Origin of the sequence: Methylobacterium sp. E-016 (assembly GCF_022829745.1) — a bacterium.
Taxonomy (GTDB): domain Bacteria; phylum Pseudomonadota; class Alphaproteobacteria; order Rhizobiales; family Beijerinckiaceae; genus Methylobacterium.
The window spans coordinates 1-9,166 of the sequence record NZ_JAKSYF010000154.1 but is presented as its reverse complement, the minus strand read 5'-3'; the positions used below and the strand labels follow the sequence as shown (position 1 = coordinate 9,166).

At 63.1% G+C, this 9,166-nt stretch carries 7 protein-coding genes; 4 read left to right on the top strand and 3 right to left on the bottom strand.

Features of this window, described 5'->3' with window-relative positions; translation table 11 throughout:
• Both MKK68_RS22985 and MKK68_RS22980 read left to right on the top strand, forming a co-directional pair.
• A partial coding sequence (locus tag MKK68_RS22985; RefSeq protein ID WP_244033032.1) for a putative bifunctional diguanylate cyclase/phosphodiesterase occupies window positions 1-1,693 on the top strand: 1,693 nt, incomplete at its 5' end.
• A gap of 695 nt (window positions 1,694-2,388) precedes the next feature.
• Window positions 2,389-4,605, top strand: a complete 2,217-nt coding sequence (locus tag MKK68_RS22980; protein ID WP_244033031.1) for a putative bifunctional diguanylate cyclase/phosphodiesterase — start codon at window positions 2,389-2,391, stop codon at window positions 4,603-4,605.
• Window positions 4,606-4,642: 37 nt separating this feature from the next.
• On the opposite strand, the gene MKK68_RS22975 is transcribed toward MKK68_RS22980, so the two are convergent.
• Complete coding sequence (locus tag MKK68_RS22975; protein WP_244033030.1) at window positions 4,643-4,873, bottom strand: hypothetical protein; 231 nt, start codon at window positions 4,871-4,873, stop codon at window positions 4,643-4,645.
• Between the two features lie 775 nt (window positions 4,874-5,648).
• Here MKK68_RS22975 and MKK68_RS22970 point away from each other — a divergent pair.
• Both MKK68_RS22970 and MKK68_RS22965 read left to right on the top strand, forming a co-directional pair.
• Window positions 5,649-6,592 (top strand): IS630 family transposase gene (locus MKK68_RS22970; RefSeq protein ID WP_244033029.1). Its coding sequence is split into 2 segments (ribosomal slippage): window positions 5,649-5,985 and window positions 5,985-6,592, totalling 945 coding nucleotides; the frame shifts between segments, so codons are not numbered across the junction.
• Between the two features lie 841 nt (window positions 6,593-7,433).
• Window positions 7,434-8,009, top strand: coding sequence for a PilZ domain-containing protein (locus MKK68_RS22965; RefSeq protein ID WP_244033028.1), 576 nt, complete (start codon window positions 7,434-7,436; stop codon window positions 8,007-8,009).
• Between the two features lie 117 nt (window positions 8,010-8,126).
• Here the strand turns inward: MKK68_RS22965 and MKK68_RS22960 are convergent, their stop codons facing one another.
• Both MKK68_RS22960 and MKK68_RS22955 read right to left on the bottom strand, forming a co-directional pair.
• The gene (locus tag MKK68_RS22960; protein ID WP_244033027.1) at window positions 8,127-8,489 is read right to left on the bottom strand and encodes a hypothetical protein; all 363 of its coding nucleotides are present in this window, start codon (window positions 8,487-8,489) and stop codon (window positions 8,127-8,129) included.
• An 84-nt stretch (window positions 8,490-8,573) separates the two neighbouring features.
• On the bottom strand, window positions 8,574-8,861 hold the full coding sequence (locus MKK68_RS22955; protein WP_244033026.1) for a hypothetical protein: 288 nt from the start codon (window positions 8,859-8,861) through the stop codon (window positions 8,574-8,576).
• Between the last annotated feature and the right edge of the window lie 305 nt (window positions 8,862-9,166).

The window sequence follows — 9,166 nt, the reverse complement described above, 5'->3', positions numbered from 1 at the left end:
GGTCGGGCTGCTCACACTCGCCCTCATCGGCTTACGGTCCGCGTTGAACGCTCGGGCGCAACTGCGCCGGGACAGGACGCGTCTGCGGGAGCTAGCGAGCCTCGCCCTCGAAGGTCTGGCGGTCTGCGACGGTGAAACGATCACCACGGCCAATCGTAGCCTCGAAAAGATGGTAGGCCTGAGCCAAGCGCAGCTGGTCGGTCGCAGCCTGAAGCAGCTGGTGCCTGGTCTCGTGCTGGCCGAGCTGCCGGGACAGGAGGAACGGGAGGTCGAGCTAGTCGCTGCTGACGGCGAGAGCGTGCCCGTCCGCGTCCTGCGCAGAGATATATCGCTGGGCCACCAGCGCCAGACCGTGATCGCCTTCCGAGACCAACGCGAGCGCTTGCACTCGGAAGCGCGGCTTCGGACGCTCGCCTTCACCGACACTATCACCGGACTGCCCAACCGGGCGCGATTGAGCGACTTGCTGGATCACCACGCCGCCACCATGCGGAACGGCGGCAACGGCTTCGCGGTGCTGATGCTTGACCTCGACCGCTTCAAGATTGTCAACGACACCCTCGGCCACGGCATGGGCGACGAGCTCCTGCGCAAGGTCGCCGCGCGCCTGCGCTCGGCGGTCGCCGAGACGAACGTCGTTGCGCGCCTCGGCGGCGACGAGTTCGCCATCTTGCTCCTCGAGACTTCCGACGTCGATCACGTGCAAGCCGTCGCCGCGGCCCTCGTCCACGCCATCGACCGTGCGTTCCTGCTCGATGGACAGCTCGTCCATATTGGGGTCAGCGTCGGCGTTGCGATCGCTCCTCTGGACGGCACTCAACCCGACGAGCTCCTACGGAACGCCGACTTCGCCCTTTACAGGGCCAAAGGCGAGGGCAAGGGAACCTTCAGCTTGTTCGAACCGGCGCTCGCTGAACAAATGCTGGCGCGCACCCGCATGGAGGCTGACATGCGCCGCGCTCTGGAGGTCGGCGAGTTCGAGGTTCATTACCAGCCCCTCGTCGATTCCGGGACGGGTACGGTCACTGCGGCCGAAGCCTTGGTCCGTTGGCGTCACCCCGAGCGCGGCCTGATCCCGCCCCTCGATTTCATCCCCTTAGCCGAGGAGACGGGCCTGATCCTTCCATTAGGCGCCTGGGTACTGCGCACAGCCTGCACGCAGGCGGTGACCTGGGCGAACACGATCAAGGTCGCCGTTAACCTGTCGCCTGTCCAGTTCCGCGACGATCGCCTCGCGGAAACGGTCGCCTCCATTCTCGATGCGACCGGCCTTCCGGCGGCGCGGCTTGAGCTTGAGATCACGGAAGGCGTCATGCTCGACGACGAGGATCGCACGCTCTCGATGCTGACCCGGCTCAAGGGACTGGGTGTCGAGCTCGCCATGGACGATTTCGGAACGGGGTACTCCTCCCTAAGCTACCTTCGCCGCTTCCCGTTCTCCAAGATCAAGATCGACCGCTCGTTCGTTCGCTTGCTTCCAGAAGACTCGGAGAGCGCGGCGATCGTGCGCGCCATCATCACCATGGGGGCATGCCTCGGGATGACGACGACTGTGGAAGGCGTTGAGACGGCGGAACAATACGCGTTCGTCGCCGCCACCGACTGCACGCAGGTTCAGGGCTATCACGTCAGCCGCCCACTCCCGTACGCGGACTTCCTCAGCTTCCTCAACGGCATGAAGGCCGCCGCTTAAGCATCAGCAGCCCCGAAGCAAGCCCCTTCGAAAAAGCGCGCTTTGATGATTGCCGCGTTGGTCCTGACCGCGATGTGCGCGCCCGCTTTGTCCCGCAGACGATAGACTGCGGCGGACGAGCACCAGGTGCCGAGTGCTGGTAGATCGCCTCCTGGATGCTCGTCGGCTCGGCGCCACACCGCACCCAGCCTAGGAGGATGTCGCGCTTGATCGGCTAGTCCGGATCGGCCGTGGAGAGGTAGTCGTTTGCCCATGCAATCGGACAGGCCTCAGCCGCGCTGCGGGTGCGGGGGGCGGTGAAGAAGGACCGCATCATCCAGAGCATGACGTCGCCGCCCGTCCAGCTCTGGGTGTGTCCGAGCCAGGTGGGGAGCGGCGGGTCAGGACCTTCGGGGCGGCTGACCATCGGTGCCAAAAATCCTGTGCTGTGTCTCACGCTAAGTTGATACGAGCCTCTGTCGCAGAGTTATCTACCGAAACACCGAATTAAGGCCTCGCTCACCAAATGCGATAACCTTATGCAAATCCATTGCGCGCTATGCAATTGCATGCTTTCACCTCTTGCGTTCTTAATCGATAGTCAGGCACTCAGCTTCACTCTCGCTGCAGCGACTATCTGCGCCTTCAGCTCGTGGCTGGTCGTATCCCTGATCCATTATGCTGAGATCAGCGGACCGTCCGTGCGTCGATGGTGGATGGCCGGAACAGCCGTGGTTGCCGGTACCGGCGTCTGGACGACCCATTTCGTTGCGATGCTTGGATACCGGACGGATCTGGTTCTGAGCTACAACCTTGCCACGACCCTAGCCTCCGCCGCATCAGCGATCGTCGCTGTCGGGATGCCGCTCGCCATCTCGATCATCTGTCCGCCAGGATGGATGCGGCTCGCTGCCGGCGCGGCGTCTGGCCTCGGTATTGGCGCGATGCACATCAGCGGAATGGCCGCGCTGGAAAACTGCGGTCAAGTGCAATCGCTTGGCTTCAACATTCTCGCCTGCTCGATCGGCGCCACCTGTATGGCGATCGCGCGGGCACAGCCGAGGCGGACTCGCTCAAGGCTGGTGACCGCCTCGCTAATCGTTGTTGCCGTTTGCGGAACGCATTTCGTTTCCATCGCAGGTACGGTCTTGACCGGCGAGCAGGTCAATCAGCTTCTACCGGGCGCGCAGGTCTCGCTGAGCATCCTCGCCGCGACAGGCGCCGCGATCCTCCTGTTCGGGACGCTTCTCGCTCTCACCGCAGCCAAGCGCTTCGACACTCAGGAAACCGCGCACGCCCACGTTCTCGCGACCGCGCTGCAGAACATGTCGAACGGGATCCTCAAGGTGTCTGCCGCCGAGGTCGTGGAACTCTACAACGAACGCCTCCGCAGCCTGCTCAAGCTCGCCCCGGGCGACATGGCGCGAGGGATGAGCCTTGCAGCCTTCCTCGAGCGCGTCGGTCGGGCAAATGGCTGGGATGCTGACCGCGCCGCCAGGGTGCTGGCGAACCACCGAACCTGGATGGCGAAGGACGAAGAGACCCGCATCGAGCACAGCTTCGACGACGGCCGGATCCTCTCCATCGCCTGCCAGCCCGTCGTGGACGGCGCGGTATTCACCTTCGACGACATCACGCAGGCGAAACAGGCGCAACGGGAGATCTCCCTGCTCGCCTACCATGACCCGCTCACCGGGCTGGCCAACCGCCGGTCGCTGCTCGAGCGCCTGGCGCAGGCCCATGCGGACGAGCAACCCTTCACGCTTTTGCTGATCGACCTGGATCGCTTCAAGGCCGTCAACGATACCTTTGGGCACGGTATCGGCGATCGCCTCCTTGTTGGTGTGGCGACACGGCTGTCCGAGCTCGTGGGGGAGACAGCCCTGGTTGCTCGCCTTGGCGGCGACGAAATGGCGTTGATCGCCCGCATGGAGGCCGAGCCCGCGATGAGCTTGGCCCAACGCATCATCGTTGAGATCGAGAAGCCGTACGCGTTCGACGATCTGACTATCGTGATCGGCTGCAGCATCGGCGTATGCGGCATCGAGGACCGGGCGAGCCCAACAGATCTGATGCAGCGCACGGACATCGCGCTGTACGAGGCCAAACGGCAAGGTCGGGGACGTGCCGCACGCTATACGCCAGGTATGATCGAGGCCGTTGCCGACCGGCATCTCCTCGAGAACGACGTTCGGTTCGCCCTGGCCGAGGGTCAGTTCCATCTCGCCTACCAGCCCATCATGGCGCTGGCTGACGACACCATCCTAGGCTTCGAAGCGCTCATCCGCTGGCAGCACACAACGCGGGGGTCCGTCTCGCCGGCAATCTTCGTCCCGCTGGCGGAAGAGACGGGGCTGATCCTGCCGATCGGGCGCTGGGTCTTGGAGGAGGCCTGCCGTCAGGCAGCGGCTTGGCCGGCCGACCAGCACGTTGCGGTCAATATCTCGGCAGTGCAGTTCCGCTCGCCAATGCTGCTCGCGCACATCACCTCCGCCCTGGCGAAAAGCGGACTCCCGGCGAGCAGACTGGAGATCGAGCTGACGGAAACCGCGCTGGTCGAGGACGGGCGCCAAATCTCGCACACCTTGTCGGCCCTGCGCCAACTCGGCATCAAGATCGCGATGGACGACTTCGGAACGGGTTACTCGTCCCTCGCCCATCTGCGCGACCTGCCGCTGGACAGGATCAAGATCGACCGCAGCTTCGTCGCGGCAGCTTTGGAAGACAAGCATTCGATGGCAGTCGTCAAAGCGATCACGCAGATGGGGCGTGACATGAACATTCTGACGATCGCCGAAGGTGTTGAGGAGGCGGATCAACTCGCCCTCCTGAAACTGCTTGGGTGCGACGCTGTTCAGGGCTATCTCATCGGGCGCCCGGAACGCGGCTCTGTTCCATCACTCAATAACACTTCGGCAACTCGCGCGGCTTGAGCGAGCCCCTGTATATAGCTTTAACAACGTAGTGGCTTCAGGTTCGCTTGGATGGAGGATCTATCTGGAAGGACCAAATTTTTACCTGGGCTTTGTCGAAAAGTGATACCGCTGACAAAACCATTCCTGGCTTGTTACACTCATACAACTTGGCAAGTTCGATGGCTTCTCCGCGAGAGACCGCTTCGATGTTTCGACCATCGACAGCCATCCCAGGGCGCTGATCAGCAAACCGTAGAATGCATTCCAGCCGATAGGTCGGCATCATTGCCTCCGATCCCCGAAAGCTTTCAAACAAATAAACGCGCCGGGCAGGGGCGAACTACAGGTCGGTTCGCAGTCTCAGACGTCAACTGCATTCAATTTACGATATGTCGTCATTCGCCGCTGTATCTTCGCAGACACAGTAAGAACGTGCCTTGTGCCTTGTCCAGAGCAGCATGTTGCCGCTCGTCCAACTTAGGCTGTTAACCGGGCAAGAGGAGAGGAGCGGGGCGAGGGTTGCAAGACGGGCGGGCATTCAGCTCCAGGATCTCTACGGGCATCACAGAGTGGCAGACAGGACCGGCGCAGATCTGTCCTTTCGAACTGGCGATCACGGAGGGCGGGACCGCAGGCTTCCTTAACCGCCCGTCGGTATTGTCCTGAATGGCTGTTGTCCCATCTGCGGGCGCGCCTCCTGCCATGAACAGGACAGGCTCGGTTGCCGCTCTTCGCGGGTCGGGCCTGTTCCGCTGGGCTGCGCTCAGCTTCACCGGGTCACGGATGACACCTGGAATGTGAAAACGGCGGTGTCTAGAAGCTGCCCCGCGTTCTACTCGGTTCGGACGGAGGTCGTTCATCGCGCCTCCGCACTGTGGTGCTCCTCGGGCTCGGGCGATCATATGGGGCGCGGTCCCCCACGACTACGGGTCCGTCGGTTTATCGCACTGGAAGCTGACGACCCATGCTAGAGCGTTTTCGGGCTGCGCTGAATCGCATGGGTGGGGTTCACGCGGCGCTGTTGGACTGATTCACTGATCGTTCCGGAGAAGGAGCGAAGCATGGGCCGACCCTACAGCCAGGATCTGCGCGAGCGCGTGGTGGAGGCCGCGGGCGTGACCTCGCGCCGCCAGGCGGCCGCGCGCTTTGGGGTCGGCATCGCCACCTCGATCCGCTGGATGGCCGCGCTTGCGACAACGGGGACGGTATCCGCTCGTCCGCAGGGGCGGGCGCGTCGCTCGAAGCTCGACCCGCACGAGGCGTTCCTGCGTGCGCTGATCGATGCGAAGGCTGACGTCACCCTGGAGGAGATGCGCGCACGGCTGCGGGACGAGCAAGATCTCACAGTCGGGCTCGGCACGCTGTGGAGTTTCCTCGACGCACGCGACCTGACGTACAAAAAAAGACAGCGCACGCTACCGAGCAGGAGCGCCCGGACGTGAAGGCGGCGCGCGAGGCGTGGTTTGGGGGTCAGCCCGACCTCGACCCTGCGCGCCTGGTTTTCCTCGACGAGACCTGGACCGCCACCAACATGGCCCGACTGCGCGGACGTTCACCGCGTGGTGAGCGGCTGCGCTCGCCTGTTCCGCACGGCCACTGGAAGACCACGACCCTGGTCGCCGGCCTGCGCCTGTCCGGGATCGCCGCGCCGTTCGTGCTCGATGGGCCGATCAACCGCGACGCCTTCCAGGCTTACGTCGATCGGGTCCTGGTACCCGAACTCAGCCCCGGCGACATCGTCGTCATGGACAACCTCGGCAGCCACAAGGGGCCGGCCGTGCGGGCGGCGATCGAGGCGGCGGGCGCACGGCTGCTGTTCCTCCCGCCCTACAGCCCGGATTTCAACCCGATCGAGATGGCCTTCTCGAAGCTGAAGGCACTGCTGCGCAAGGCGGCCGAACGCACCGTCGAGGGACTATGGTCGGCCATCGGACGCCTCGTCGATGCGGTCACGCCCGACGAGTGCGCCAACTTCTTCGCTGCCGCAGGATACGAACCAGATTAAACCGAAAATGCTCTAAATCAAAGATAGCTCAGCATTTTTAGCATTCGCCGAGACGAAGCGGTGCCATATCTGCTTTTTCATTAACCGATCGCTTCTAACGGCCTTGTTAAGGGGCTCGAAACGCCCATGATGTGATTGGGTCAGGATGATCACATCCGCGCTTCTGCTTGCCGCTGGGATCGCACTGGGGTGGTATTATCGTCCTGTAATGATCCTGTTCACCTCAGGGTGCCTCTCCGCCGCCTACATCGCAGTCTGCCTTGTCCGACGGGAGTTTGGCCCGTTGGAGTTCTTGATCCTCCTCACCCATCTGGTCGCTCTGCAAGGCGGGTTCCTTCTCGCGCAGTATCTCCGCCCTAGGGACTGAAGGCGCCGAGGATGAAGGCCATGTCGTCAGAACCAGACGGCCTTACCATTCATCAGATAGATGGCGATCCAAAGTAGGATCGGCAGGAGACACACAGCGACAACCAGGGCCAGGCGTGGGCGGCGCGATGGGGTTCTAGATGGATGTTCGAGAGACATAGAGTGCCGATATCTCACAGTTCTGCGCGGATCACTGCGATCGCCGCACAAGCTGAGCCGTTCGCTCGCGGCACCTTTACGTGCCACAATGGGAAGGAGTTTCACCTAGATCACGCCAACTTCGCGCTTCGGCATCTCCTCCGGCAAGCGCAATCCAAGCTGGCAGGCGAGGTCGTCGCTGATTGGGAGGCGGCCCGACATCGCCTTGTCTCCACCGGCTGCAGCGAGAAGTCCCACTTTGATAAAATGCAGCCGTTAGTTTCAACGCAGCCGCAAGTCCAAGCCGCGATAGATAGGGCATGAAACATCCCGCCCTATGACCGATCGACGAGCTAACCCGCGTCACGCCATCATACTTCCAGCACTATGCTGGAACGGCGACGGGTCCGAATTTCATGCCATCACCGTTGATATTTCCCCCGATGGCATCCGCATGCGCTCGGCGACGATCCCCCCTGTGACAGCGCAGCTCGGCTGCTCGATCCGTGGCGTGGGTGTAATGGAAATACGAGTTGTGCGAGCGGGGCCCGATGATTTCGCTGTACGTGTCGTTGGCAGTGGCGACGCGCCCGGTCAGGTGGTGCGCAACCTCCTGGAAATGGCTCGGCTGCAAGCCCCTCCGGTCGAGAAAGTGCGCGTCTGCCGTCGGGTCGTGCCTAAGTTTAAGCAAGTACAGGTCGCGACAGCAGATGGAACGAGCGTCCCAGCGCAGATCCTAAATCTATCGGCCACCGGTGTAGCGCTGCGGCTGGATGCTCCGGTGGTTGTTGGGCAAACGATCATGGTTGGACGACATCAGGCGAGGATCGCGCGCCGGACTGAGGCGGGCGTAGGTGCCGCCTTCCTTACGCCTCTCGACGAAGCAACGGTGGATGAACACACGGTGCTCTAACATTGAGAGAGAGCATCGGTGATAGGGTGTCGTTGATCGCGATCTCCCAGGGGGCATCGCGGATCACCGGCTCGTCCTTGACGACGTTGAGGTGGAAGTCGGCTTCGCGCATCGACATCACTCGACCTCCGCTGTCGCACGCAACCCAAGTTGGCAGGCGATCTGATCGCTGATGGGGAGACGGCCCCACACTCCCCTTCCTTCGGCTATTCGTCTCCGCGTGGGCCCGCTCACGGGCACAGAAAAACTCGTTGGCTTGAGCCATGAATGCGCGCGCTGGCGAGAGCTTTCCTCCGTCGACGCGAACACGTCCGCATCCTCATCGCGCATCTCGGCCTTCACCGATGCCTGATGCGCGACGGCGTTCGCCCGATGCCCGTCCGTGGTGCCGTTGTTGTAGAGATCGGCATCGAGCACGGCGTCGAACCGGCGCAGCTCGGTCTTGATCGGCAGGAGGATGTGCCGGCTCTCGGCGACCACATCGTGCGAAGACGGTACATCTCGGCCGTCCCATAGGCAGCGCCAGCCGGGCTTCCCAGAGGCCATGCGCGCCTGCTCGACCGCTTAGGTGGGCATGTTGCTCAACGCCTCGAGGTAGAGGGCGAGCCGCAGGCCAGCGACCTTCTCGGTCAGCGTACCGTACTCCCGGTTGGGGGCGAGCAGCAGGGTCAGCGTGCGGTTCAGCTCGGGCCCGGGTGTCGGAACGAGGCTCGCCTGCTGCTCGGCCCGGCGCTTCTCGAGCCAGACGCGCGTATCACCGGCCGGAGACTGCACGGCGGGGATGCGCCGGCGCCGGAAGTCCGCCGGATGATCCTCCAGCTGGTTCACGAAGGCGCCCGTGAAGCGATCCATTTCCGGCATCATCGGCGAAGGCGGCACCGGCAGGCGGCACGCGGTCATGGCTGAGAATCGGCGTGGAAGAAGGACCCGGTTGACGGGTTGATCGGCGTCCAATCGGGACCCACCCCCGGCTTCTCCTCCATGCTCCCAGCCAGTCAGGGCGGGAGCCAGCCGGAATGTTGATTGTGGAGACCATCGCCAAGGTCCGGCGCCTGTTCCGCACCGAGCACAAGAGCATCCGGGAGATCTCACGGGAGCTGCGTCTGTCGCGCAAGGTCGTGCGCAAGGCTCTGCGTTCGGATGCTACCGCCTTCGCC

Coding starts and splice junctions, on each gene's coding strand:
- MKK68_RS22965 (WP_244033028.1), top strand. CDS start 7,434: ATGACCGATCGACGAGCTAACCCGCGTCACGCCATCATACTTCCAGCA.
- MKK68_RS22980 (WP_244033031.1), top strand. CDS start 2,389: ATGGCCGGAACAGCCGTGGTTGCCGGTACCGGCGTCTGGACGACCCAT.
- MKK68_RS22955 (WP_244033026.1), bottom strand. CDS start 8,861: ATGGATCGCTTCACGGGCGCCTTCGTGAACCAGCTGGAGGATCATCCG.
- MKK68_RS22975 (WP_244033030.1), bottom strand. CDS start 4,873: ATGATGCCGACCTATCGGCTGGAATGCATTCTACGGTTTGCTGATCAG.